This window comes from Amycolatopsis sp. 195334CR, assembly GCF_017309385.1.
Classification (GTDB): domain Bacteria; phylum Actinomycetota; class Actinomycetes; order Mycobacteriales; family Pseudonocardiaceae; genus Amycolatopsis.
Window position 1 is genome coordinate 4,468,196 of the sequence record NZ_JAFJMJ010000001.1, and the last position, 21,633, is coordinate 4,489,828.

The 21,633-nt window shown below is 68.9% G+C and carries 27 protein-coding genes; 18 read left to right on the plus strand and 9 right to left on the minus strand.

All coding sequences use genetic code 11. The annotated features are described in order from the left end of the window. The first annotated feature begins 187 nt into the window (after window positions 1–187). Window positions 188–907, plus strand: a complete 720-nt coding sequence (locus tag JYK18_RS20865; RefSeq protein WP_307795969.1) for an HNH endonuclease — start codon at window positions 188–190, stop codon at window positions 905–907. A gap of 30 nt (window positions 908–937) precedes the next feature. Here the strand turns inward: JYK18_RS20865 and JYK18_RS48030 are convergent, their stop codons facing one another. After that, window positions 938–1,324 (minus strand): hypothetical protein, encoded by a 387-nt coding sequence (locus tag JYK18_RS48030; protein ID WP_374195038.1) that lies wholly within the window; start codon window positions 1,322–1,324, stop codon window positions 938–940. A gap of 331 nt (window positions 1,325–1,655) precedes the next feature. Here JYK18_RS48030 and JYK18_RS20870 point away from each other — a divergent pair, with 331 nt between their 5' ends. After that, window positions 1,656–1,904 (plus strand): hypothetical protein, encoded by a 249-nt coding sequence (locus JYK18_RS20870; RefSeq protein ID WP_206803611.1) that lies wholly within the window; start codon window positions 1,656–1,658, stop codon window positions 1,902–1,904. Beyond that, window positions 1,891–2,391 carry a DUF5130 family protein gene (locus tag JYK18_RS20875; RefSeq protein ID WP_206803612.1) on the plus strand — a complete coding sequence of 167 codons (501 nt, stop codon included), beginning with the start codon at window positions 1,891–1,893 and terminating at the stop codon, window positions 2,389–2,391. Before JYK18_RS20870 ends, JYK18_RS20875 begins: the two co-directional genes overlap by 14 nt. A 55-nt stretch (window positions 2,392–2,446) precedes the next feature. On the opposite strand, the gene pepN is transcribed toward JYK18_RS20875, so the two are convergent. Beyond that, the gene (pepN, locus tag JYK18_RS20880; RefSeq protein ID WP_206804374.1) at window positions 2,447–5,014 is read right to left on the minus strand and encodes an aminopeptidase N; all 2,568 of its coding nucleotides are present in this window, start codon (window positions 5,012–5,014) and stop codon (window positions 2,447–2,449) included. A 144-nt stretch (window positions 5,015–5,158) separates the two neighbouring features. Between pepN and JYK18_RS20885 the strand changes: the two genes are divergently transcribed. Next, the gene (locus JYK18_RS20885) at window positions 5,159–5,782 is read left to right on the plus strand and encodes a DsbA family protein (protein ID WP_206803613.1); all 624 of its coding nucleotides are present in this window, start codon (window positions 5,159–5,161) and stop codon (window positions 5,780–5,782) included. Between the two features lie 44 nt (window positions 5,783–5,826). Beyond that, the gene (locus JYK18_RS20890) at window positions 5,827–7,113 is read left to right on the plus strand and encodes an MFS transporter (protein WP_206803614.1); all 1,287 of its coding nucleotides are present in this window, start codon (window positions 5,827–5,829) and stop codon (window positions 7,111–7,113) included. A 7-nt stretch (window positions 7,114–7,120) separates the two neighbouring features. Here JYK18_RS20890 and JYK18_RS20895 read toward each other — a convergent pair whose 3' ends face one another. Then, on the minus strand, window positions 7,121–7,861 hold the full coding sequence (locus JYK18_RS20895; RefSeq protein WP_206803615.1) for an MBL fold metallo-hydrolase: 741 nt from the start codon (window positions 7,859–7,861) through the stop codon (window positions 7,121–7,123). Then, complete coding sequence (locus JYK18_RS20900; RefSeq protein ID WP_206803616.1) at window positions 7,858–8,625, minus strand: 2-phosphosulfolactate phosphatase; 768 nt, start codon at window positions 8,623–8,625, stop codon at window positions 7,858–7,860. Before JYK18_RS20900 ends, JYK18_RS20895 begins: the two co-directional genes overlap by 4 nt. Window positions 8,626–8,684: 59 nt before the next feature. On the opposite strand from JYK18_RS20900, the gene JYK18_RS20905 reads away from it, so the two are divergent. Further along, window positions 8,685–9,152 carry a ribose-5-phosphate isomerase gene (locus tag JYK18_RS20905; RefSeq protein ID WP_206803617.1) on the plus strand — a complete coding sequence of 156 codons (468 nt, stop codon included), beginning with the start codon at window positions 8,685–8,687 and terminating at the stop codon, window positions 9,150–9,152. Beyond that, entirely contained in the window at window positions 9,152–9,961 is an 810-nt protein-coding gene (locus JYK18_RS20910; protein ID WP_206803618.1) for an Fpg/Nei family DNA glycosylase, read from the plus strand. Before JYK18_RS20905 ends, JYK18_RS20910 begins: the two co-directional genes overlap by 1 nt. Before the next feature lie 145 nt (window positions 9,962–10,106). On the opposite strand, the gene JYK18_RS20915 is transcribed toward JYK18_RS20910, so the two are convergent. The 3 genes from JYK18_RS20915 to JYK18_RS20925 all read right to left on the minus strand — a co-directional run bounded on the left by JYK18_RS20915 (window position 10,107) and on the right by JYK18_RS20925 (window position 12,588). Further along, entirely contained in the window at window positions 10,107–10,886 is a 780-nt protein-coding gene (locus JYK18_RS20915; protein ID WP_206803619.1) for a hypothetical protein, read from the minus strand. A gap of 113 nt (window positions 10,887–10,999) precedes the next feature. Then, window positions 11,000–11,497, minus strand: coding sequence for a C40 family peptidase (locus tag JYK18_RS20920; RefSeq protein WP_307795971.1), 498 nt, complete (start codon window positions 11,495–11,497; stop codon window positions 11,000–11,002). A 281-nt stretch (window positions 11,498–11,778) separates the two neighbouring features. Then, window positions 11,779–12,588, minus strand: coding sequence for a class I SAM-dependent methyltransferase (locus JYK18_RS20925; protein WP_206803620.1), 810 nt, complete (start codon window positions 12,586–12,588; stop codon window positions 11,779–11,781). An 82-nt stretch (window positions 12,589–12,670) separates the two neighbouring features. Here JYK18_RS20925 and JYK18_RS20930 point away from each other — a divergent pair, with 82 nt between their 5' ends. The 8 genes from JYK18_RS20930 to JYK18_RS20965 all read left to right on the plus strand — a co-directional run bounded on the left by JYK18_RS20930 (window position 12,671) and on the right by JYK18_RS20965 (window position 18,784). Continuing rightward, window positions 12,671–13,204 carry an AAA family ATPase gene (locus JYK18_RS20930; RefSeq protein WP_206803621.1) on the plus strand — a complete coding sequence of 178 codons (534 nt, stop codon included), beginning with the start codon at window positions 12,671–12,673 and terminating at the stop codon, window positions 13,202–13,204. A 71-nt stretch (window positions 13,205–13,275) separates the two neighbouring features. Next, window positions 13,276–13,908 (plus strand): hypothetical protein, encoded by a 633-nt coding sequence (locus tag JYK18_RS20935; protein WP_206803622.1) that lies wholly within the window; start codon window positions 13,276–13,278, stop codon window positions 13,906–13,908. Then, complete coding sequence (locus JYK18_RS20940) at window positions 13,905–14,204, plus strand: transcriptional regulator (protein WP_206803623.1); 300 nt, start codon at window positions 13,905–13,907, stop codon at window positions 14,202–14,204. Before JYK18_RS20935 ends, JYK18_RS20940 begins: the two co-directional genes overlap by 4 nt. Beyond that, entirely contained in the window at window positions 14,204–14,914 is a 711-nt protein-coding gene (locus JYK18_RS20945; RefSeq protein ID WP_206803624.1) for an ABC transporter ATP-binding protein, read from the plus strand. The genes JYK18_RS20940 and JYK18_RS20945 overlap by 1 nt, the downstream gene beginning before the upstream one ends. Continuing rightward, a complete protein-coding gene (locus JYK18_RS20950) occupies window positions 14,911–15,723 on the plus strand; it encodes an ABC transporter permease subunit (protein ID WP_206803625.1) in 813 nt (270 codons plus the stop codon). Before JYK18_RS20945 ends, JYK18_RS20950 begins: the two co-directional genes overlap by 4 nt. A gap of 34 nt (window positions 15,724–15,757) precedes the next feature. Further along, window positions 15,758–16,636 (plus strand): TIGR03619 family F420-dependent LLM class oxidoreductase, encoded by an 879-nt coding sequence (locus tag JYK18_RS20955; RefSeq protein ID WP_206803626.1) that lies wholly within the window; start codon window positions 15,758–15,760, stop codon window positions 16,634–16,636. Next, a complete protein-coding gene (locus JYK18_RS20960) occupies window positions 16,633–17,079 on the plus strand; it encodes a nuclear transport factor 2 family protein (protein WP_206803627.1) in 447 nt (148 codons plus the stop codon). The genes JYK18_RS20955 and JYK18_RS20960 overlap by 4 nt, the downstream gene beginning before the upstream one ends. 685 nt (window positions 17,080–17,764) lie before the next feature. Continuing rightward, the gene (locus JYK18_RS20965) at window positions 17,765–18,784 is read left to right on the plus strand and encodes a hypothetical protein (RefSeq protein ID WP_206803628.1); all 1,020 of its coding nucleotides are present in this window, start codon (window positions 17,765–17,767) and stop codon (window positions 18,782–18,784) included. 3 nt (window positions 18,785–18,787) lie between these two features. Here the strand turns inward: JYK18_RS20965 and JYK18_RS20970 are convergent, their stop codons facing one another. Continuing rightward, window positions 18,788–19,258: an NUDIX hydrolase gene (locus tag JYK18_RS20970; protein ID WP_206803629.1), complete on the minus strand. Its 471-nt coding sequence runs from the start codon at window positions 19,256–19,258 to the stop codon at window positions 18,788–18,790. A gap of 9 nt (window positions 19,259–19,267) precedes the next feature. Further along, a complete protein-coding gene (locus JYK18_RS20975) occupies window positions 19,268–20,011 on the minus strand; it encodes a DUF5919 domain-containing protein (RefSeq protein WP_206803630.1) in 744 nt (247 codons plus the stop codon). Window positions 20,012–20,166: 155 nt separating this feature from the next. Between JYK18_RS20975 and JYK18_RS20980 the strand changes: the two genes are divergently transcribed. The 3 genes from JYK18_RS20980 to JYK18_RS20990 all read left to right on the plus strand — a co-directional run bounded on the left by JYK18_RS20980 (window position 20,167) and on the right by JYK18_RS20990 (window position 21,314). Next, complete coding sequence (locus JYK18_RS20980) at window positions 20,167–20,589, plus strand: hypothetical protein (RefSeq protein WP_206803631.1); 423 nt, start codon at window positions 20,167–20,169, stop codon at window positions 20,587–20,589. Between the two features lie 9 nt (window positions 20,590–20,598). Continuing rightward, a complete protein-coding gene (locus JYK18_RS20985) occupies window positions 20,599–20,823 on the plus strand; it encodes a hypothetical protein (RefSeq protein ID WP_206803632.1) in 225 nt (74 codons plus the stop codon). A gap of 236 nt (window positions 20,824–21,059) precedes the next feature. After that, on the plus strand, window positions 21,060–21,314 hold the full coding sequence (locus tag JYK18_RS20990; protein WP_206803633.1) for a hypothetical protein: 255 nt from the start codon (window positions 21,060–21,062) through the stop codon (window positions 21,312–21,314). The last annotated feature ends 319 nt before the right edge of the window (window positions 21,315–21,633 follow it).

Consider the following 21,633-nt stretch of genomic DNA (forward strand, 5'->3'; position numbering starts at 1 on the left):
GGGTTTCGCTCATCGTCACATGGATTTCACGTGCTCCGGCGAGTGTTCCGGGGAGGGCGGGCGAGGCACGCGCTCGGGGTCGCCGGAACCGGCCACCACGGTACCGGTCGATGACACGTCGGATAACACACGTGCGCATTGGGTGTGATCTGTGGTCGACTATGGCTGAACCGGTGGAGGTGGTCGAGTGCCAGACCGACAACCGATCCCCTTCGGCGCGCCGGGCCGGGAGAAGGCCGGGCAGGCGCCGGAGGTCGTGTCCTGTGCGCACTCGGGCGGGTCGAACGGACCCCAGCCCAGTGGGCCGCCGAGCCGTGGCGGGCGTGTGACCCGCGTACACGGCCAGCGCAAGGGGCGCGATCCGGGGGGTTCGGGGCCGGTCGCACCGCTGGGCGGGCGCCGCCGGGTGCTGCTGCTCAACGCCACCTTCGAACCGCTGACCGCGCTGCCGCTGCGGCGCGCGGTGGTGCTGCTGCTGTGCGGCAAGGCCGAGGTGGTGCACGGCGATCCGGCCGGGCTGATCCTGCACGCGGCGACGATGACCGTGCCGGTGCCCTCGGTGATCCGCCTGAGCACCTACGTGCGGGTCCCCTACCGGGCGCAGGTGCCGCTGACCAGGGCCGGGTTGATGCACCGCGACCGGTACCGCTGCGTGTACTGCGGTGGCCGCGCGGAGACCATCGACCACGTGGTGCCGCGCAGCAAGGGCGGGGAGCACAGCTGGCAGAACTGCGTGGCGTGCTGCACGAAGTGCAACCACCGCAAGGCGGACTCGCTGCTCAGCGAGATCGGCTGGCGGCTGCCGGTGATCCCGCGGGCACCGCACGGTCCGCACTGGCGGCTGCTCGCCCACACCACGGACGCCGACCCGCTCTGGCGCCAGTACCTCGGCGCCCCGGCCGCCTAGGGCAGCCGGGGCGTTCGACCGCTTCGCGCCTCAGGCGGTGACGCGGGTCCCGCAGGTGACCCGGGTGCCACGCGTCACACGCGTGCCCCGGGTGACTCGCGTGCCCGCGGTGACCCGGGTGCCCGCCGTGACGCGGGTGCCGCAGGTGACTCGGGTGCCGGGGGTGGCGGCCGCGGTGACTCGCGTCCCGGGGGTGGCGGCGGTCGCGGTGACGCGCGTGCCCCTGGTGACCCTCGTGCCCCGGGTGACTCGCGTGCCGCAGGTGACCCTCGTGCCCGCGGTGACGCGCGTGCCGGCGGTGACCCGGGTACCGCGGGTCACCCTCGTGCCCCGAGTGACACGCGTACCGGCAGTGACGCGTGTGCCCCGCGTCACCCTCGTGCCACGCCCGTCCGAGTCAAGGATCATTCGGGTCATCTCGTTGAGTGACGAAAAACGGTCGTACGTCGCCTGGGCGGGGGTGGGGGCGCTGTGCATGACGTGTCCTCCTGGGACCGTTCCGTGACAATTGAAGCCGGGAAGCGAGGCGGCAAGGCCCGTACAGGTGAAAAAAGTACGAGGATTTCACCGCCGGAACAAGACAACAGCGGTGAGTACCGCCGCACGTACGTTGAGTTGCCACCTTTCGGCTACCCCGCTTCGCCCTGTTGGCCGGTTGCCGACGGGGCAAGCGGGGGACGTCCGGTGAATGGTTGGCGAACCGCGGCGTCCCGGCACGCTCGGCTGGGCCATCAGCTACGCTGCGCGCGTGAACTTGGTCGAGACGCTTCTGGTCTTCGCGGCCGCGCCGCTGGCCATCTACCTGGTGGTCAGCCTGTGGACGCTGCGGTCGAAATTCTCCGGTGCGCCGAGGTACCGGCCCGGCCAGCCCTGGGACTACGCGCCGATCTGGTGGAGCGCGAACCCCGAGGGAGCAGGCCGCCAGGCACCGGCGGGGACCGAGGAAGGCGGCGCCACCGCCGTCACGGCACGAGGAGGGGCTCGTGGGAGCTGGTGAACTGACGCACGGCGGCGCGAGCGCCGCCGAGGTCGACGAGCGCGACCTGCCGACCGGCACCGTGGTGCTGCCGACCGGGCGCATCACGGCCGCCAAGATGTACGAGCCCGCTGGGCCGAACGGCCCATTCAGCGCCGTCCAGCTGGCCCGCCTCGACGAGGCGCTGACCCTGGCCAGCCGCGAAACGGGCCTGGACTTCAGCGTCTACCTGGGCGAACTGGGTGAGGACACCCGCGCCGCGGCCGAACGGCTGCACGCCTCCACCGGCGAGGGCGCCACCCGTGCGGTGCTGATCGCCGTTTCGCCGGGGGAGCGCGTGGTCGAGGTGGTCACCGGTGAGCTGGCCTTCCAGCGCCTGCCGGACCGCGGCGCCAAGCTCGCGGTGATGAGCATGGTCGCCTCCTTCAAGGAGGGTGACCTGGTCGGCGGCCTGGTCAGCGGCCTGCGCATGCTGACCGACCAGGCGGGCCCCGAGCCCAAGCACTGACCCAGCGCGAACGAGAAGGGGCGTGACCACCGCGGTCACGCCCCTTCTCGCTGTCTCAGGCCTGCTGGTCGAACTCGCGGGCGGCCAGTGCGCGCACGATGCCCGCCCGACCTTCCGTGACCAGCCGGCGCAGGGCAGCCGGGTGCTCACCGGCGAGCCACGCGTCGGCCGCTTCCACGGTGGTGGCCTCCACCGCCCACGACGGGAAGAGCCCCATCACCGTCGGCTGCGCGCGCTCGCTGGAGCGCCGCTGCCACACCTCGTCGATCTGCGCGAAGTACTTCTCCACGTAGGCGCCGAGCAGGGCCTTCTGCCCGGGGTGCGAGAAACCGCCGATCAGCGCGTTGCTCACGGCATTGGGCAGCTCGTCGTCGAAGACCGCGCGCTGCCACGCGTCCGCCTTGGCCTCGGGCGTCGGGCGCAGCGCCCGCGAACCCTCGGCCTGGCGGCGGCCGGTGGCGGTGTTGTCGCGCGCCAGCTCGGCGTCGATCTCGTCGTCGCCCGCCTTGCCGTGCGCGACCAGCGCGTGGAGCAGCCGCCAGCGCAGGTCGGTGTCCACGGTGAGGCCCTCGAGCGGGGCGGAACCGTCGAGCCAGCCGGCCAGCTCGGTGAGCACGGTGTCGTCGAGCACGGCACCGGCGAGCGAGTTGACGAACGCCAGCTGGTGGTCCGACCCCGGCTGCGCCGACTTCGCCAGCTCCAGCAGCTTGCCGGTGAAGGTGGGCCAGCCCTGTGACATCGCCCACTCGGGCTCGGCGTAGGAGTTGAGCGCGGTCTGCGCCTGGAGCAGCAGCCGCTGCACCACGCCGACCTCGCTCTCCGCGTGCACGCCGCGCGAGACCAGGGTGACGAAGTCGCGGGCCTTCAGCTCGGCCTCGCGGGTCATCTCCCACGCCGCCGACCAGCACAGCGTGCGGGGCAGCGGGTCGGTGATGTCGGCGATCCGGTCGATCAGGGTGACCAGCGAACCGCTGTCCAGCCGCATCGTGCAGTAGGTCAGGTCGTCGTCGTTGACCAGCACGAGCTTGCCCGCGGGCACGCCGACCAGGTCGGCCACGGCGGTGCGCTCACCGGTCACGTCCAGCTCCACCCGCTTGGTGCGGGTGATCCGGCCGGCGTCGTCCTCGTCGTACACACCGACCGCGATGCGGTGCGTGCGCAGCTCACCGGCACCCGGCTTGGCGCCGGACTGGACCACGTCGAACGAGCTGAACTTGCCGTCGCCGTCCACCTCGAACCGCGGCGTGAGCGAGTTGAGCCCGGTGGTCTCCAGCCATTCGGCGCTCCACCAGGACAGGTCGCGGCCGGAGGCTTCTTCGAGCGCGGCGAGCAGGTCGGCCAAGGTGGCGTTGCCCCAGGCGTGCTTGCCGAAGTAGAGCCGCAGGCCGGCGAGGAAGTTGTCCTGGCCGACGTAGGCGACCAGCTGCTTGAGCACGCTGGCGCCCTTGGCGTAGGTGATGCCGTCGAAGTTCACCTCGACCGCGTGCAGGTCGACGATGTCCGCCGCGATCGGATGCGTGGACGGGAGCTGGTCCTGCTGGTACGCCCAGGCCTTCTCGACGTTGGCGAAGCTGGTCCAGGCGTTGCGGTACTCGGTCGCTTCGGTCAGGGCGAGGACGCTGGCGAAGGTGGCGAAGGACTCGTTCAGCCAGAGGTCGTCCCACCAGCGCATGGTGACCAGGTCGCCGAACCACATGTGCGCCATCTCGTGGAGCAGCGTCTCGGCGCGGCGCTCGTAGGCGTACCGGGTGACGCGCGACCGGAAGACGTAGTCCTCCAGGAAGGTGACCGCCCCGGCGTTCTCCATCGCGCCCGCGTTGAACTCGGGCACGAAGAGCTGGTCGTACTTGCTGAACGGGTACGGCGTGCCGAACTTCTCGTGGTAGAAGCCGAAGCCCTGCTTGGTCTCGGTGAACAGCCGGTCGGCGTCGAGGTGCTCGGCCAGCGAGGCGCGGCAGTAGATGCCGAGCGGGATCTCGCCGTGGTCGTCGGTGTAGGTGTCGCGCCATTCGGCGTACGGCCCGGCGATCAGCGCGACCAGGTAGGTCGACATGCGCTCGGCAGTGGCGAACACCGTGCGGACCGCGCCCTCCGGGGTGTCCTCGGTGGACTCCACCAGCGCGTTCGAGATGATCTTCCAGTCCCGCGGCGCGACCACGGTGAGCCGGTAGACCGACTTCAGGTCCGGCTGGTCGAAGCAGGCGAACATGCGCTTGGCGTCGGCGGTCTCGAACTGCGTGTAGAGGTAGACGCCCTCGTCGACCGGGTCGACGAAGCGGTGCAGGCCCTCGCCGGTGTTCATGTAGCGGCAGTCGGCCTCGACCACGAGCTCGTTCGACGCGGCCAGCTCGGGCAGCGCGATGCCGTCCTCTTCGCGGTAGTTCTCGATCGCGAGCTTGTTGCCGTTGAGCGTGGCCGAGCGCACCTGCTCGGCGACGATGTCGACCCAGGAGCCCTCGCCGGGCCGGGAGCTGGTGAACCGGACGGTGGTCTTCGAGTCGAAGATCTTCTCGCCCGGTCCGCCGCGGCCGTCGGTCAGGTCGAGCTCGATGTCGTAGGACTCGACTTCGAGCAGTCCGGCTCGCTGCTGGGCTTGGTCGCGCGTCAGGTTCGGGGCGGGCACAGGCACCTCTGGTCGTTGATATCGGTTATCGGTTCGCTTACCAAGGCATCCAATCATGTGAGCTGCCTCGCTGACGATGGGGAACAACAGCCGTGCCCGTGCTGTTGCCGAGGACAGGAGTGCCCTACCGAGCAGGGAGACGTGATGACCGCAGCCCAACCGGCCGAGGTGGATTTCTACTTCGACCCGATCTGCCCGTATGCCTGGATCAGCTCCCGCTGGATCCTCGAGGTGGAGAAGCACCGCGACATCGACCTGAAGTTCCGCGTGATGAGCCTGTCGGTGCTCAACGAGAACCGCGACGACCTGCCCGAGGGGTACCGCTCGATGCTGGACCAGGGCTGGGGCCCGGTCCGGGTGGCGATCGCGGTGGCCGAGGCCAAGGGCGAGGCGGTGCTGCGCGAGTACTACACCGCGATCGGCACCCGCATCCACAACCAGGGCCGCGGCTACGGCGACGACGTCATCCGCGAGGCGCTGCGTGAGATCGGCGCGCCGGAGGAACTGGCCGAGGCGGCGAACTCCACCCAGTACGACGAAGCGCTGCGCAAGAGCCACCACGAGGGCATGGACCCGGTGGGCTCGGACGTCGGCACGCCGACGATCCACATCAACGGCGTCGCCTTCTTCGGCCCGGTGCTGACCTCCATCCCGCGCGGTGACGACGCGGTGCGCGTGTTCGACGGCGCGTACGCGCTCGCCTCCTACCCGGACTTCTTCGAGCTGAAGCGCACCCGGACCGGTACCGACGCGCTGAACTTCGACTGAGCCGAACGCGTGACCGGTTGACTCCGGTGGGTAGGCTCCCGTGCATGGGTGCCGTATCCACACCGGTTTCGCGGTCACGGGTGGCGATCGCCGGGTTCGTCGGCACCACCATCGAGTTCTACGACTTCTACATCTACGGCACCGCGGCCGTGCTCGTCTTCGGGGACGTCTTCTTCCCGAAGTTCTCCGCGACGGCGGGCACGATCGCTTCGCTGGCCACCTTCGGCGTCGGCTTCGTCGCCCGGCCGCTCGGAGCCGTCCTTTTCGGACATTTCGGCGATCGGGTCGGCCGCAAGCGGATGCTGATCGTCTCGCTGCTGCTGATGGGGCTGAGCACGGTCGCGGTCGGCCTGGTGCCCGGGTACGCCACGCTCGGTGTGCTCGCGCCGGTCCTGCTGACCGTGTTCCGGTTCCTCCAGGGCATCGGCCTCGGCGGCGAGTGGGGCGGCGCCGTGCTGTTGTCGGTCGAATACGCGCCGGAGGGCAAGCGCGGGCTGTACTCCAGCTTCCCGCAGCTCGGCCCGGCGGTCGGGTTCTTCCTCTCCGGCGGGGTCTTCCTGCTGCTCACCTCGGTGCTGTCCACCGAGGACTTCCGCGCCTGGGGCTGGCGGATCCCGTTCCTGCTCAGCGCGGTGCTGGTGGTGGTCGGGTACTACATCCGGACCACCATCGCCGAGACCCCGGTCTTCCAGCGGGCGATGGACCGCGCGGAACGGGCCAGGGTGCCGCTGTTCGAGGTGGTCCGCCGCCAGGGGTGGGTGCTGCTGCTGGCTTCGGGCGCGATGGTGCTGGCGCACACGCTGTTCTACACGGTGATGACGTTCAACCTGTCCTACGGCACGACGGTGCTCAAGCTGAGCTACAGCGCGATGCTGACCTGCACGGTGATCGCCGCGGTGTGCCTCGGGGTGGCCACGCTCGGGTCGGCCAGGCTGTCGGACCGGCTGGGGCGCAAGCGCGTCTGCCTGGGCGCGGCGGCGGTTTCGGTGCTGTGGGCGTTCCCGATGTACTGGCTGATGAACACCGCGAACCCGGTGCTGATCGCGGTGGCGCTCAGCGGCGGCATGGTGATCATGGGCTTGTTCTTCGGGCCGATGGGCGCGTTCCTGCCGGAGTTGTTCGCCACGCGGTACCGCTATTCGGGCGCCTCGGTGGCGTACAGCATGGGCGGCATCATCGGCGGTGCGGTGTCGCCGATCCTGGCCACCGAGTTCTACGACGCGGCGAAGTCGTCGTGGCCCATCTCGCTGTACCTCGTCGGGGTGTCGGTGGTCGCCGCGGGGTGCGTGGCGCTGCTCAAGGAGACCTACCGCGGCGATCTGGCCGGGTAGTCCGCGCTCAGCCGAGGCGCAACGCGGCCCGCGTGACGTCCTCGGCCACCGGCGACCCGGCGATCGCCGCCGCGGCGTCGATCTTCCCGGCGCGCAGTTCACCGTCCAAAGTGATCAGACGGCCGAGGATGTCCTGCTGTGCCAACAGGAATTCCCGGTCGACCGGGGCGCCGTGGCCGGGCACGATGAGCTCCGCGCCGAGCGCCAGCAGCCCGCCGAGTGCGCCGGGCCAGCCGGTCAGCGTGGTGTCCGTGCCGAAGGACTCCGCGGAGAACGAGCCCGGCGGCGCGAATTCGACGAGGTCACCGGCGAAGACCAGCGACGCGTCCGGCACGTGCACCGCCACGTCGTTGTCGCTGTGCGCGGGTCCGAAGTGGACCAGCTCGACCCGGCGGCCGCCGATGTCCAGCACCGCCCGGTCGGTGAGCAGCCGGTCCGGCAGCGCGAGTTCCGGCTTGCCGCGGGCGGCCAGTTCGCGGCGGCAGTTCTCGTGGGCCCAGACCGCGCAGGGCAGGAACGCCGAGACCCCGAAGGCGTGGTCGAAGTGGTCGTGCGTGAGCACCACGGTCCACGGGTGCGGGGTCACCTCGCGCACCGCGTTCGCCAGTTCCGCGCCCTGCGCCGCGTCGGCCCTGGTGTCGACCACCAGGCAGGCGCCGTCGCCGACGACCAGCCCGACGGTCAGGTCCCAGTCCGGGTAGCGGCGCGCGTACACGCCGTCCGCGAGTTCTTCCCAGCGCACGGTCACCTTCTCGGAGTCACGTCGACGAAAACGCCTTCGTCCAGGTAGGGAGCCATCTTGGAGGAGTTCACCGCGATCGCGAGATCGACGTCGCGCATGTGCCCGGCCTGGCTCAGGTCCTTGCCCGACGACGAACTGGCGACCACCGCGCCGACGTCCGGACCGGCAGCGCGGTAGGCGCGCGCGGCCAGGCTCGCCTCCGCCGACGGCCACTGCGCGCCCGCGGTGATCAGCGCGTCGACGATGGCGCCGGCGCCGAGCAGGTCCTCCGCGCTCGGGCGCAGCGTGCCGGTGGTCCCGAGGTCGGTGAGCACGTCCACGCCCCAGCGTTCGCCCGCCGGGACCACGCCGATCGGCCCGCCCTGCGCCAGCACCCGCGCCATCCTGGCCACCGCGCGCGCGTTGCGCAGGCAGCCGGTGAGCACCTGGGTGCCCGCGTTCGCCGCCATCGCGCACAGCGTCGCGCCGTTCGGCGAGGGCAGCGCGAGCAGCGTGCCCGCCGGAATGGTCAGCACCGAAGCCGGTCGCAGGCTCCACTCCCACTCGCCCGCCGGGATCGCGCCCGCCGCCCGCGCGGCCTCGATGCCGCGTTCGTCGCGCCAGCGGACCGGCAGCACGCGGGCGCCCCGGCTGAGCGCGATGTCCACCGTGGTGGAGAACGAGAGCACGTCCACGACGACCAGCACCGCGCATTCCGCGCCCAGCGCGGTGATCCCCTCTTCGCCCCATTCGAGCCGGATGTCGTGCCCCGGCTGCCCGAAGATGCTCATCGTCACAGCATGCCGGGCGGGCGCGCCCCGTGCCGCGCCGGATGGCAGACTCTGGTGCCGTGCGTGTTTACCTTGGAGCCGACCATGCGGGCTTCGAACTGAAGAACCACCTGGTCGAGCACCTGCGCGAGCAGGGCCACGAAGTGACCGACGTCGGTCCGGCCGAGTACGACCCGGCCGACGACTACCCCGCTTTCTGCGTGGAGGCCGCCCGCCGGGTGGTCGCCGACGAAGGCAGCCTCGGCATCGTGATCGGCGGTTCCGGCAACGGGGAGCAGATCGCCGCCAACAAGGTCGCCGGCGCGCGTGCCGGGCTGGCGTGGAGCGTGGAGACGGCGAAGCTGACGCGTGAGCACAACCACGCCCAGCTGATCGGCGTCGGCGCGCGGATGCACACCACCGAGCAGGCCGTCGAGATCGTCGAGGCGTTCCTCGCCACCGAGCCGTCGCCCGACGAGCGGCACGGGCGGCGGGTGCGGCAGCTGCTGGACTACGAGCGCACCGGAACCCCGCCGGCGCTGCCCTGATGCCGGAGGGGCACACCCTGCACCGCCTGGCGCGGCTGCACAAGCGGCGCTACGGCGGTGCCCCGGTGGAGGTGTCGAGCCCGCAGGGCCGGTTCGCCGCCGAGGCGTCCGTTGTGGACGGTCAGGTGCTGAAAACCGCTGAGGCGTACGGGAAGCACCTGTTCCACGACTACGGTCCGGCCGGGGTGGTGCACGTCCACCTCGGGCTGTACGGCACCTTCGGCGAGGCGAAGCTGCCCGCCGCCGAGCCGGTCGGGCAGGTGCGGATGCGCCTGGTCGGGCGCACCCACTGGACCGACCTGCGCGGGCCGACCCGGTGCGAACTGCTCACCGAAGGCGAGGCCGACGCGATCAAGGCGCGACTCGGCCCGGACCCGCTGCGCCGCGACGCCAAGCCGGAACTGGCGTGGCAGCGCATCTCGAGTTCGCGGACCTCGATCGCCGCGTTGCTGATGGACCAGTCGGTGCTGGCCGGGGTCGGGAACGTCTACCGGGCCGAGGTGCTGTTCCGGCACGGGGTGGCCCCGATGCTGGCGGGGAAGACGCTGGACCGTTCGCTGTGGGACGCCATGTGGGCGGACCTGGTGGTCCTGATGCGCGACGGGGTGCGCACCGGCCGGATCGACACGGTGGCCGACGAGCACCTGCCGGAGGTCACCGGCCGCGCCCCGCGGCAGGACCGGCACGGCGGGGAGGTCTACGTGTATCGCCGGGCGGGCCAGCCGTGCCTGGTGTGCGGCACCGCGGTGGCCTTCCAGGAACTGGCCGGGCGCAAGCTCTACTGGTGCCCGACCTGCCAACCGGCCTGACCGATTGCTATGAGTGGGGCATTACTTGCATTCACCGCAAGTAATGCCCCACTCATAGCAATCACGGGCCAGCTGCCTGCGCGAAACGGCCCGCTCGCCGAAGCGAGCGGGCCGTCTGTCTGAGCTGTCTCAGGCCGTCTGCCGGTCAGAAGCCGCCGAAGTCGCCGCCGCCGCCGAAGTCGCCGCCGCCGAAATCTCCGCCGCCGAAGTCGCCACCGGCGTCGCCGCCCATGTCGTCACCGCCGCCGGCGTCGGCCTCGGCCGCCGCGTCCTCCTGGCCCGCGTCGTAGCCGGACTCCCACGCCGAGGCGCTGGCGATCCCGGCCATGCCGGAGAACATCGCGCTGAACAGCAGCATCGAGCCGAGCCCCCACGCGCCCGCGACCAGCGCCGGCTTCCACCAGGGCTCGCTGTACCAGCCCTGCGGCACCGGCCGCCCGGCCACGCGCCCGCCGGGGTAGTAGTGCGGGGTGTTCGCGCTCGCTTCGGGCGAGGCCTCGTAGTGCTGGCCCTCGACGTCCACCGAGCGGTACTCGGTGACCTTGCCCGCGTTCTCGCGCTCGGGGTCGCGCGGCAGGTCCGGACCCGGGTCCATGCCCATCGCGAGCCGCGCCGCGCGCACGTAGTAGAGGCCCTCCACGGCGGTTTCCTTGACCAGCCGGGCCTGTTCCTCGGTCTGCGCCTGCTCCATCTGTGAGCCGGCGGCGTTGTAGCGCTCCGCCGCGTCGGCCATCGCCTGCTGCGAGGCGGTGTCCGAACCGGTCAGGTTGAGCACCTGCCCGCCGAGGCGTTCGAGCAGACGGCGGGCGTCCGCTTTGGCGTCCTCGAGCCGCTGCTGCTTGGCCGCCGCGTTCTTCCTGGCGAGGTAGACCCCGCCGCCGACCACCAGAACGACGAGAACGATCAGCACGATCGCGGTGCCCATGGCGACTCCCTGCGTTGTCGGTCTCCTGAACCGGACAACGAGGACGGCCCACCGGGTGTTCCCCCGAGGGGGTGGCCCGGCTCACCCGGGGGAGTGGTGAGCCGGGCCTCCGCTCACCAGGCGCGGCCGACGGTGTACGAGTCGGTCCAGATCTTCTGCAGGCGGACCACGTCACCGGACTCCGGTGCCGCCCACATCTGCCCGTCGCCGGCGAAGATGCCCACGTGGTAGACGCTGCCGCCGGAGTTGGCGAAGAAGATCAGGTCGCCGGGCTGCATCGCGGACCGGTCCACGGTGGCCAGTGCGGCCCGCTGGTCGCGCGAGGTGCGCGGCAGCTCGATGCCGAGCTGCTGGTGCACGAACTTGGTCAGGCCGGAGCAGTCGAAGCTGTCCGGGCCGGTGGCGCCGTAGCTGTAGGGCTTCCCCTCCTGCTCTGCGGCGATCTCGACCAGGCTCTGCCCGGCCGGCTTCTTCTGCTCCGCTTCGGTGTGGGTGACCCCGCGGTGGTCCGGGGCCTCGACCGGAGCGGGGGCGTCCGCGGTCGGGGAGGCGGACGCCGTGCCGGGCAGGGACAGGAGCGCTCCCGCGCCGGCGACGAAAGCTGCGGTCACGGTGCCGAACCGACGGGAGCGGCGCGGCAACGATGCGGTGGACACTATTCGTCCTCCAGTGGTGTTTCGTGCGTGTCGGGGACATCGGCCGAATCGGCCGATCACGGGACGATAAACACGAACTGCCCTGGATTTCGAAATGAACGGATTGCCGGTTCAGGTGATGGTCGCTACAGATCACGTCCAGATATCGAGGCGGATTCCCTGCTCGAAGTGAACAACACCGGCTTTTGTCATGCAAAACTGTGTGACGCAGATCACATGTTGAACGGTGCTTTCGGTCACCCTTTCGGTTTACGGCTGGTCAGTATTCGCACCGGCACCTCCTCGGTGAACCGCCCGTCCGGTTGCGCGGCGGACAGTGCCTGGCGAAGATCTTCGTCGAACAGCTCCCACTGCTCCGGGGCCAGCCGGTCCCGGGGCGCCGCCGAGTAGAAGGACCCGATGAACTCGTCGATGCCGAACACTTCGCGGTAGTCGGCCCGGTGCTCGCCGACCTCGGTGTACCCGGTCCTGACCAGCAGTTCCGCGTACCCGGTGCGTTCCTCCTCGCTGCTCCCGCAGGCCGGGAAGCGCAGCGGGCCGAGCCACTTCGACGAGGTGTCCCGCAGCGCGTCCACCCAGGGCGCGTCCTGCGTCCAGACCGGCGTCCCGTTGGCGATCACGGCGACCCCGCCGCCGGGTTCGAGCAGCGGCCACAGCGTGGTGAACACCGTTTCCGCGGCCATCCAGTGCAACGCCTGGCCGATGGTCACCAGGCGCAGGCTTTCCTCGCCCAGCAACGGTTCGAGATCACCGAGATCGCTGTCGTAACCGACCAGCCACGCGGTGTTGCCGACGCCGGCTTCCTTGGCCTTGCGCCGCGCGTGGGTGAGCATGTCCGCGGACGGGTCCATGCCGATCACGCAGCCCGCGTGCGCGGCCAGCGGTACGGTCAATTGCCCGGTACCGCACCCGAGGTCGAGCACCTTCGACCGTTCGCGCAAAGCGAACTCCCCGGCCAGGAATTCGATCTCGGACGGCCGATATCCCCGGCGGTATTCGGCGTAGTGGTCCGCGGCGTCCCCGGCGAATGTGCCCGCTCTGCTCATGCGGGGGATTCTGGTCGGCGAAATCGGGCGGTGGCAACAAATTCAGCTGCGGGCGATCGGCAAGGCTGGCAGCATCGCGCGCATGTCGAACGCCGTTTACCTGATCACCGGCATCTCCGCCGCCGGGAAGTCCACGGTGGCCCAGGAGCTCGCCGAAGCGCTGCCGGCCGCGGTGCACCTCCGGGGTGACCTCTTCCGCAAGATGGTGGTCACCGGCCGTCACGAGATGTCGGCCGAACCCACGCCGGAGGCGATCGCGCAGCTGCGGTTGCGGTACCGCCTCGCCGCGGCCTGCGCCGACGGGTACTTCGACGCCGGGTTCGACGTCGTCCTCCAGGACGTGATCCTCGGCGAGCACCTGCCGGAGGTGATCGGCCTGGTGCGCAGCCGCCCGTTGATCGTGGTGGTGCTCGCGCCCGATCCGGTCGTGGTGGCCGAGCGCGAGCGGGGCCGTGCCAAGAGCGCGTACGTGGGCTACACCCCCGAGATGCTCGACGACGAACTCCGCCGCAACACCCCGAAGGTGGGCCTCTGGCTCGATTCCTCGCGGCAGACCCCGGCCGAGACCGCCGCCGAGATCCTCGCGCGTGGCTGGTCGGAGGGCCGGGTTGAGTAGCCCGTACTTGCTCCCGCCGACAACTTTGCGGTACAAAGTCCAAGTACTTTGAAACGCAAAGCTGAGGGGACGTGGCCAGGATGGCCGGGGAGAGTTCGCCGCAGTTGTCGGCGCGCGAGTCGCTGGAGCTGATCGACCGCGAGTCGGCGGTGGTGGCGAAGCGGCTGCAAGGGGGGAGCGAGCACCTGCCCGGCATGTGGGCCGTGCTGTGGTTCCTGGCGTTCGGCGCCTGGCACCTCGCCGGGGAGGGCTGGCCTGGGCCGGTTTTCCCGCTTTGGGTGCCGGGCGTGGTGATGACCGTGCTGATCGTCACCGGTGTGGTGGTGTCGGCGGTCGTCGGGATGCGCTCGGGCAAGGGCGTCCGCGGGGCGTCCTCGCGGGCCGGTGCGATGTACGGCTTCAGCTGGACGCTCAGCTACGCCGCACTGGTCACGGTCAACCTGCTGCTGATGGCCAAGGGGCTGCCCGAAGAGTTCATCGGCCCGCTGTGGGCGGGGACCACGATGGGCCTGGCGGGCGCGCTGTGCCTGGCCGGTGGTGCGATGTTCCGCGACACCCTGTTCTACGGCACCGGGGTGGTGTTCCTGGTGACCGCGGTCGGCGCGGTGCTGGCCGGAATGGACTACCAGTCCGCGGTGATGGCGTTCGGCGGCTTCCTCGCGTTCGGCGGGTCGTGGCTGATCGAGCGGCGGCGCGGCCGATGAGCGTGGAGCTGGACCCGGTCATCCACGCCCAGGCCAGGTTGCGGGTGACGGTCGCGCTCGCCGCGCTCGAGGACGGCGACGCGATCTCCTTCCCGCGCCTGCAGGACCTGCTGGGCATGACGGCCGGCAACCTGTCGACGCACCTGCGCAAGCTCGAGGACGCGGAGTACGTCGAGATCACCAAGACCCACCAGCGCCGCACCCCGGTGACCTACGTGTCGCTCACCCGGCGCGGGCGGCTGGCGTTCGAGGACTACACGGCGGCGTTGAAGTCGCTGTTGAACGGGAGCGAGTGATGAAACCGATCGAGGTCGGCGCGGTGACGAAGCGCTACGGCGGCACGGCCGCGCTCGACGGCATCGACCTGCACGTCGAGGCCGGTGAGGTGTACGGGCTGCTCGGCCGCAACGGGGCCGGGAAGACCACGCTGATGCGCGTGCTGCTCGGCCTGGTCCGGCCCGCGTCGGGCACGGTGCGAGTGCTCGGGCACGCACCGGGCGATCCGGCCGTGTTCCGCCGCGTCGGCGCGTTGATCGAGGGCGCGGCGTTCTACCCGCACCTCAGCGGTCGCGACAACCTCCGCCTGCTGACCAGGTACGCCGGGCTCGACGAGTCCGAAGTGGACAAGGCGCTGGCCCGGGTCGGGCTGAGCGGCCGGGCGGACGACCGGTACCGCGGGTACTCGCTGGGCATGAAGCAGCGGCTCGGGGTGGCCTCGGCGCTGCTGGGTTCGCCGGAACTGGTGGTGCTGGACGAACCGGCGAATGGCCTCGACCCGGCGGGCATGGCGGCGCTGCGCGAGCTGATCCGGTCGATCCGGGACGAGGGCGGCACGGTGCTGCTGTCGAGCCATCTGCTCGGTGAGGTCGAGCAGGTCTGCGACCGGGTCGGGGTGCTCCACGGCGGCCGGCTGGTCTTCGAGGGCACGCTGGCCGGGCTGACCGGCTCGCTGGAGGAGCGGTTCTTCGAGCTGACCGGTGACGGCGACTGGGCGTGGACGGCATGAGCACGCTCGCGGTCCGGGCCGAGCTCTTCGCGCTGCGGCGGCACCCGGCGGTGTTCATCGTCAGCGGGATCTGGTTCGTGCAGATCCTCGGGTTCAGCTACCTGCTGGTGTACCTGATGCGCGGCGGACTGTCCTCTTCGGACTCCGAGGCGCTGCTCGGCGCGTTGCTGCCCGCCGGGCTCGACCGCTACATCCTGGGCGGCCTGCCCGCGTTCGGCGGTCCGATGGCGTTGATCCTCGGCGTCATCCTGTCCACTTCGGACTACCGCTGGGACACGCTGCGCACGCTGCTGCTGCGCCGGCCGTCGCGGATGTCGTTCCTGGGCGGGAAGTTCGTCACCGTGCTGGTGGCGAGCCTGGCGTTGTCGGCGGCCACGCTGCTGGCCAGTCTGGTCGGCAGCATGGGCGTGGCGGTGGCTTCCGGGCGGTCGTTCGCGCTGCCGGGTCCGGGTCCGGTGCTGCTGGTGTTCGCCGCGATCTGGCTGGTGCTCACGGCGTGGGCGGCCACCGGGTTCGCGCTCGGCATCCTGGTGCGGAACGTGGCCGCGGGCATCGGCGTCGGGTTGCTGGTGACCGTGGTGCTCGACCAGCTCTCGGCGCCGTTTGTGTCGCTTCCGCTGGTCGGCGCGCTGCGGACGGGGTTGCTCGGGGCGAACTCGGGTTCGCTGGCGGTGGCGTTCGGGGTGCGTGAGGCGCCGGGCGTGGTGGAGACGACCAGCGGTCCGGTCGCCGCGATGGTGCTCGCGGCGTACGTGGTGGTGTCGCTCGGGGTGGCCGCGGTGGTCTTCCGCCGCCGTGACGTGGGATAGCCAGCGCGACTAGAACACGTTATAGTTCTGCGCTGTGAAGTTCTCCCTCTCGGTTGCCATGAGCCCGCTGGACCAGCTCACCGAGCTGGCGGTCACGGCTGAGCAGAGCGGTTTTTCCTCAGTCGTGCTGCCGGACTCGCTGTTCTACTCCGAGGAGGTGTCCGCCGACTACCCGTACACCCCGGACGGGAACAGGTTCTGGAACGAGGAGACGCCGTGGGCCGACCCGCTGGTCGCGACGGCGGCCATGGGGGCGGTCACCTCGGAGATCGAGTTCTACACCTCGGTGCTGAAGCTCGGGTCGCGGAACCCGGTGCTGCTGGCCAGGCAGGTGAACTCGGTGGCCGCGCTGACCGGCGGGCGGTTCGGGCTGGGGCTCGGGGTCGGCTGGTCGCCGGAGGAGTTCGAGTGGTGCGGTGCGCCGTACGCGCGTCGCGGGGCGCGGGTGAACGAGGCGATCGAGGTGCTGCGGCTGATCCTCGACGGCGGGATGGTCGAGTACCACGGGGAGTTCTTCGACTTCGACAAGCTGCGCATGAGCCCGACGCCGCCGAAGCGGGTGCCGTTCTACGTGGGCGGGCACACCGAGGTCGCGCTGAAGCGGGCGGCTAAGTACGCGGATGGCTGGTCGTCGGCGATGATGAAGTTCGACGACCTGCGGTCGACGATCTCGCGGTTGCGCTCGTTGCTGGCGGAGGCCGGTCGCGCGGACGTGCCGTTCGAGTACCAGGCGGTGTGCATCGACAGCTTCGGTGTCGACGGTTACCGGGCGCAGGCGGAGATCGGCGTGACGGACGTGATCACCATGCCGTGGATGTTCGACGGCATCGGCTTCGACGGCGAGCTGGGGGCGAAGAAGGACTCGATCCGGAAGTTCGGCGACGAGGTCATCGCGGTGGTAGGAGGAGCATGAGCATCACGGTCAGCTGGGACACCGAGGCCGAGCAGCCGCCCGCGCGCCTGGCGGCGTGGCGCTCGATGAACGCCGTGGTCCGCGGGGCGAAGGAGGAGTGGCTGGACCTGTTCGCCGCGGACGCCACGGTCGAAGACCCGGTGGGCCCGTCGTTCTTTGACGAGGAGGGCAAGGGGCACCACGGCCGCGAGGGCATCTCGGCGTTCTGGGACAAGACGATCGGCCAGGTGGAACGCTTCGAATTCACCATCCGCGACTCGCACGCGGCGGGGGACGAGGTGGCGAACGTCGGCACCATCACCACGTACCTGCCAGGCAACTACCGCGTCGACACGGACGGGGTCTTCGTGTACCGGGTGGGCGAGGATGGCCTGATCCGCTCGATGCGCGCCTTCTGGGAAACAGAACGAGCAATGGCCACGGCCCGGGAAGTCAAGGACTGACCCCGCTCTCACCGAAGCGGGCAACCAATGGCACGGACGACGAAGCGGCGGCCTCCCTTTTGACTGGGGAGACCGCCGCTTCGTGGTGTCTGACCTGCGGTTTTCCTGCTGGAGCGGGCGACGGGAATCGAACCCGCGTAGCCAGTTTGGAAGACTGCTTGACCTGGGCTTTCGCCCTCGGTGAGCTGGCAGGCCCCCGGTCCTGAGCTGCCCCGGTTGACCTTGGTTGACCGCCCCTAATGGCACGTTAATGGCACGACTCCAGGCGCCCGCCACACCCCACCCTGCTTCCCGACACCAAGCCCAGAACGCGGCCGGTGGTGCCGGGTCAAGGCACGCTTTCCCGCCTTGACGCGGTGCGACCGGCCGTTGTCACGATCAGGCGTCGGGATGGCAGCGTCGTCCGTGACCTCCGTAACAGAGCGTGCCCACTGATCGACTTCCGCTGACCAGGACTCGATGGGGAGGGCTGATGCTGATGCGCGCCGCTGGCGGCTACCGGGCTCCGCCCGCGCGTTCGGCGGGCGCACCGCCCGGCCACCGGGCGAAGCGGAGCGGGAGCCCGGTGTGTCGGTATGGATGCGCCCGCCGCGCGCGGGCGGCCTGCCCGGCCGCACCAGCGCGCCGCCGACGGCGGCGCGCCTTGATCCCATAGAGCCAAATTCGGCAGCGGTTGGAGCTATATATGCAGCATCAGGATGAAGTCGAATACCTGCGGGATTATCTCTATCTTGATATCGACAAGGTCAAGTCTATCGCTGGTCAGCTAGATTTTGGTGTTCCGGAGGAGCTTCGCGATACAGACACGAGCAGACGGCGTGGTTCGGTTGGATGGAACAAGGTTCTGACGGCCTCAACGGCTACGGAGAAAGGCGAAGAAACCTTTGTGCAAAGATCCCTCTTGGATTCCCTTTTTCCAGAGCTTGAAGCTGCACTGGAAGACGGATGGTTGGTTGATATCAGTGAACACTTTCGTGACGGCATTCAAAATTTCGAAAGAATAACTGAACTTCGTCACGAGGGATCGATATTTCGCCTGAGTGCTCCTGGAATCTTATTTAATTCCGAATACTTCGCGAATTTGCTCAGTGGACTCTCGGCTGCGACAGGCGGCTTTCAGAAGTTTATCGACCTTAATTCGCAGCCGTTGAACTCGAAAAACAATACTGAGTTCCACAAGGCTGGTTCAACTTTTTATCGCTCGATCCCGGAGCGTGGCGAACTGGAGGATTATATCGAGGAATTCTCGCCGGATTTCGAGATGTCTCCTGCTCGACTGAAGGCGATGGTCCGAATCCTGCGCGGCGTGTTTCGTCCTGGCTTGAGCCTGTTGATGCGCTCGGGGTATCTGGACAACTCGGTCACGTTGGCGGCCCGCTTTCAGCCGAATAGGCGATACTTCGATGCCGAAGCCGACGTCATCGGGTCGCGATTCGGTGCCTCTGAGCAAATGTGGACGATTGTTGGCACTGTTGGCCACTACTCAAGGCCGCGCGAAGAGATTGCCCTCGAGAACTTGATAAATGCATCCCGAGGATCTCTGGGGGGCGGTGAGGATAAGTTTTCGCGAGTCAAGTTTGCCAGGTCGATGTCTTCTCTTCTGGAGAATATCGGCGCATCGGGCTTAGCTGATCTTCCTCAGTATCCTGGTATTTCGGCTGTTCCGATAGCTGTTTATCGGACCTTTGCGCGCCTTCGCTCCTGATTGCTAGTCATAGTATGGGTAACTGTCTTCAGTTAAGGCGTTGGATATCCGTTTTTGAATCGAGGGATGAATGTTCAGTTGAGCAGCTTCGCTGCTGAGAACCCAGAGCACTTCTTTGCTTTCGTCACTGGGACTTACGGTGCCGCCTACTGGGCAAGCGCGGAAGCAGATGGAGAACTCCTGTCGTACTTCGCCGTCGTCGTAGGCTATGACGTGGTTGGGGTTGGAGTAGATGCCGATGAGGCCGGTGACCTCGCACTCGATGCCGGTTTCCTCGCGGACCTCGCGTACGGCGGTCTCCGTCAGGGTTTCGCCTAGTTCGAGCTGGCCTCCGGGGATGGAGTACAAGTCGTTGTCGGTGCGGCGGATCATGAGGATGCGGCCTTCGTCGTCCTGGATGAAGGCGGAGACGGCGACGGCGATGCTGTTCGCGGCTGGGGCGTTCGGGTCGTAGTAGAAGTCGCGCCGGGTCATGGGTGCCTCCTAGAAGGTGGCGGGGCGGGCGGAGTTCCAGGCTGCTTCGAAGCTTTCCGAGTAGGTCTCGAACAGGTCCCCGGCGGAGAGCCTGCGCAGGTGCAGGGCGGGGGCGTGGGCGCCTTGGAAGCCGTACACGTGGGTGTTGATGATCATTTCGTCGTCCAGGCGGAAGATCGAGTTGTAGAGCGTGGTGTTGTGGAACCGCATCTCGATGCCATCCACGCCGATCAGCGGCCGGTAGAAGGCCAGGGCGTTGCGGATGCGGGCGGCTAGCGTGCCCTCACCAAGTTGCTCCTCCTCGCTGCGCAGGGCCACGCTGTCGCCCTCGGGGTCGCCGAACGCGAGCCGGATGCGGGCACCGTCGGCGGCCTTCTGTGCCAGGTCCTTCACGAAGCGCGGTCGCTCGACCAGGAACAACGCGGCGTGGACCAGGATCTCGATGGTCTGGCCGGCGTCCTTGATGAGCCTGTCCCACAGGTCCGCGGGAATGGCGTTGCGGTGCGGGAACACGCTGACCACCTCGGCCGCAGCGGTCTCGGCCTTGCGTTCCGCGGCTACCGCCTGCGGCCACAGGTAGCTCTCCGACTCGCGCGCCAGGGCCGCCAGTTTGTGCCGGTATTTCGGGTAGGGCGTACGTCCCTTGGTGATCCAGCGCTCGACCGTTTTCGGGTCGACGTTGACGGCCTTGGCCACCTGTTCCGGGTCGAGTCCGTTGCGCAGGAGCGCGTCTCGAAGCCGCTCGTTCGCCATCTGCACCCCTCCGGGGACTAGTAGGGACGACTTCGACCGTACCAAGGACGTCCCAAGATGTCCCGCCACGTGGTGATCACGTCCGGCGTTTTGGCGGAGATTGGGTGTCACGTTGCCGGGACAGGCCCGGTGACCGAGCCCAAGGAGGCAAGTCCATGGCGATCCCGGGTGGATACCGGTTCTCGGTGCCCTTCGATGACGTGTTCCCGGAGGGCGCGTACGTGCTCGGTGTGGAGCAGGCGTTCGACTGGGACAAGAACGGCCACAAGACCCCGGCCAAGGACGTGATGTCCGGCAAGCTGGTGTGGAACGTGCAGATCACCGACCCGTCGGCCAAGGGGAAGAACACGGGCGCGGTCGTCAAGATCTCGGCGGACGTCCAGCCGGTGCCGCCGGAGACGCTGCCCGGCCTGCCGTTCCGTCCCGTGGTGTTCGAGGGGCTGACCGCGACGGCGTACGAGCAGAACGGCCGTGTCCAGTTCAGCCTTCGCGCGAAGGAGATGCGCGCTCCGGCCAGCACGGCGCAGAAGGCCAGCGGCGGGAAGTCGGCCGCATCGCAGCAGCAGGCAGCAGCGTAAGGGCTTGCGATGCGCGACACGGTGCAGATTCACGTGAGTGCGGACCTGCCGATTCGTGCCCGCGCCCTGACCTACGCCAACCGGGTCGAGGTCCGGTTCGGCAAGGCGTTCCCGGTGGCCCTGCTCATCGATGGTGAGGCATTGGACCACTTCACGGCCGCGCTCGCGGAAGCTCGCGCGGGGCTGGAAGTCGTGGCGGCTCGTTCGGAGGGGGCGGCAGATGGCGATGAATGAGGCTGTCCGGGCCTGGGAAGAGGTCTACCAGCGATACAGCGACCTCAACGGCGCGGGTTCGGCCGAGGCCACGGAGGAGATTGCGCGAATGTCCAACGCTGTCGCCTACGCCTGGCGGGTTCTCGCAGCCGAGGTCGACCAGCCTTGGTGGGTCATGGCGGCCGTTGAGACCGCAGCCCAAGCCTTCGACGCGCAAGCGCAGCAATGGCACATCCGCTCACAGCAGGAAGAAGCTCATGGCGTTCAACGCGACATGGCATCCGGGGCCGGAAGCGGTCGCGGGCATGCAGCAGATTGGTTCAGCGCGGGAGCTGGCGGCCCTGGTGATCTACCTCGATCCCGACAGCCTGGCGATCATGCCGCCGCCCGACCCTTCCCAGTGGCCCAGGTTCGTTTCCCTCCTTCGCCAGCTCCGCGACGGAGCGGATGAACTGGCCGATCACCTCGACCAGGCCGGAGTGCCAGGAAAGGACGGTGAAGTGACCGAATAGGACAGTCCATAAAGGAATAGTTCGAAAGCGTGCGACGGGTCGTGCGGCGTACAAGCACGCCCTCGCGCGTTTTCCTTGTCCTGTAAGGCGCAGAAGCGGAACCTGGCTACCAACCTTGCCGCTCCTGCGCTGTCAACACCTCGCGGAGTCGACAATGAAAACGCTAGACGACAACAACTTCGGCGCGCCAGTGGGGGTCACCCGGATGCGCGTCACAATCCGCCACCAGGCCGAGAGCCGGGGTGGTCGGTGATGAGCAGGAACCTTCGTTCGCATTGGGTTGATCCGGCGCCGTTGGAGGTGGCTCGTCCTCGCCTGC

Coding starts and splice junctions, on each gene's coding strand:
- JYK18_RS48030 (WP_374195038.1), bottom strand. CDS start 1,324: ATGACCCGAATGATCCTTGACTCGGACGGGCGTGGCACGAGGGTGACG.
- JYK18_RS20885 (WP_206803613.1), top strand. CDS start 5,159: ATGACCGCAGCCCAACCGGCCGAGGTGGATTTCTACTTCGACCCGATC.
- JYK18_RS20890 (WP_206803614.1), top strand. CDS start 5,827: ATGGGTGCCGTATCCACACCGGTTTCGCGGTCACGGGTGGCGATCGCC.
- JYK18_RS20900 (WP_206803616.1), bottom strand. CDS start 8,625: ATGAGCATCTTCGGGCAGCCGGGGCACGACATCCGGCTCGAATGGGGC.
- JYK18_RS20910 (WP_206803618.1), top strand. CDS start 9,152: ATGCCGGAGGGGCACACCCTGCACCGCCTGGCGCGGCTGCACAAGCGG.
- JYK18_RS20915 (WP_206803619.1), bottom strand. CDS start 10,886: ATGGGCACCGCGATCGTGCTGATCGTTCTCGTCGTTCTGGTGGTCGGC.
- JYK18_RS20925 (WP_206803620.1), bottom strand. CDS start 12,588: ATGAGCAGAGCGGGCACATTCGCCGGGGACGCCGCGGACCACTACGCC.
- JYK18_RS20930 (WP_206803621.1), top strand. CDS start 12,671: ATGTCGAACGCCGTTTACCTGATCACCGGCATCTCCGCCGCCGGGAAG.
- JYK18_RS20940 (WP_206803623.1), top strand. CDS start 13,905: ATGAGCGTGGAGCTGGACCCGGTCATCCACGCCCAGGCCAGGTTGCGG.
- JYK18_RS20945 (WP_206803624.1), top strand. CDS start 14,204: ATGAAACCGATCGAGGTCGGCGCGGTGACGAAGCGCTACGGCGGCACG.
- JYK18_RS20950 (WP_206803625.1), top strand. CDS start 14,911: ATGAGCACGCTCGCGGTCCGGGCCGAGCTCTTCGCGCTGCGGCGGCAC.
- JYK18_RS20960 (WP_206803627.1), top strand. CDS start 16,633: ATGAGCATCACGGTCAGCTGGGACACCGAGGCCGAGCAGCCGCCCGCG.
- JYK18_RS20965 (WP_206803628.1), top strand. CDS start 17,765: ATGCAGCATCAGGATGAAGTCGAATACCTGCGGGATTATCTCTATCTT.
- JYK18_RS20970 (WP_206803629.1), bottom strand. CDS start 19,258: ATGACCCGGCGCGACTTCTACTACGACCCGAACGCCCCAGCCGCGAAC.
- JYK18_RS20975 (WP_206803630.1), bottom strand. CDS start 20,011: ATGGCGAACGAGCGGCTTCGAGACGCGCTCCTGCGCAACGGACTCGAC.
- JYK18_RS20980 (WP_206803631.1), top strand. CDS start 20,167: ATGGCGATCCCGGGTGGATACCGGTTCTCGGTGCCCTTCGATGACGTG.
- JYK18_RS20985 (WP_206803632.1), top strand. CDS start 20,599: ATGCGCGACACGGTGCAGATTCACGTGAGTGCGGACCTGCCGATTCGT.
- JYK18_RS20990 (WP_206803633.1), top strand. CDS start 21,060: ATGGCGTTCAACGCGACATGGCATCCGGGGCCGGAAGCGGTCGCGGGC.